Source organism: Vibrio sp. OPT46, assembly GCF_015163535.1.
Classification (GTDB): Bacteria; Pseudomonadota; Gammaproteobacteria; order Enterobacterales; family Vibrionaceae; genus Vibrio; species Vibrio alginolyticus.
The window spans coordinates 36,491-37,347 of the sequence record NZ_JADDYG010000589.1 but is presented as its reverse complement, the minus strand read 5'-3'; the positions used below and the strand labels follow the sequence as shown (position 1 = coordinate 37,347).

Here is an 857-nt window from a genome sequence, read left to right as displayed (position 1 = left end):
GGGTTATTTGTGACCACCAAGTGATACTAAAAAGCCGATGTAGATACATCGGCTTTTTAGTGGGTTATTTCTTTCTGCGAGTATAAATCCGAGATTTTGCTTTACTTGGCTCTGGCTTGTTTTTTGCCAGCTTTAGCACTGCTTTTTGCAAAATCTGGTTGTTTGGGTAAGTGATCAAGTTACCGTTGTCGTGCTTAATTAACACGTGAAACATGCTGATTTCTTGAATCTCACCGCAGATGTCTTCATCTTTGTCTACGACTTTAATTCGGTCACCCACTCGATATGGGAAGACAAAAAAGATCAAAAAGCTGGCAGTGATGTTGCTCAGAATTGACCACTGCGCAATAAATGCCACACCTAATACGGCAAAAATGGACGATAGGAACAAAGACACATCGCCATAGCCAATACCTGTGATAATGGCAAAAATAGAGGCGGTCAAAAATAGCAGCGCGACATTGAAACAGCGCTGAATAAAACTCAAACGAGCCTTTTTTACACCTTTCGTTGTTGCCAAATTTAGGATGGCTCTATTTACAATCCTCTTCAGGATGCGATACGCGATCAGGACAAAAATGCCCATCAGTAGTTTGTAACCGAGGGAGCCCGTAGTGAAATACTGGCTCACTTGCTCTAATTGGATCCAATCATTCATTTCTTCATCTCGACGATATCTAGAAAGCGGCTTTTATAGCTGATTTTTTGCTGTAAGTAATCACAATTTTTCTTTACACCATTTGTCTCTGTGTTGAGGTACCACAGAGTACTATATTGGTTAATCAAAGACTTAGTGAGTATTGCGAACTCTTTGGCTTTATTACTTATATTCAACCAAAGCTGACGTGATTTTGAAA

2 protein-coding genes are annotated in these 857 nt (G+C 39.9%); both read right to left on the bottom strand.

Annotated features, from left to right (window positions below):
• Positions 1 to 64 precede the first annotated feature (64 nt).
• A complete protein-coding gene (locus tag IQR33_RS23465) occupies positions 65 to 658 on the bottom strand; it encodes a mechanosensitive ion channel family protein (RefSeq protein ID WP_017820061.1) in 594 nt (197 codons plus the stop codon).
• Positions 655 to 857 (bottom strand): hypothetical protein (locus tag IQR33_RS34105; RefSeq protein WP_228014085.1); only part of this gene is annotated, 203 nt, incomplete at its 5' end. The genes IQR33_RS23465 and IQR33_RS34105, both read right to left, overlap by 4 nt.

Excerpts from the sequence above, each read along its gene's own strand:
- IQR33_RS23465 (WP_017820061.1), bottom strand. The coding sequence starts at position 658 with ATGAATGATTGGATCCAATTAGAGCAAGTGAGCCAGTATTTCACTACG.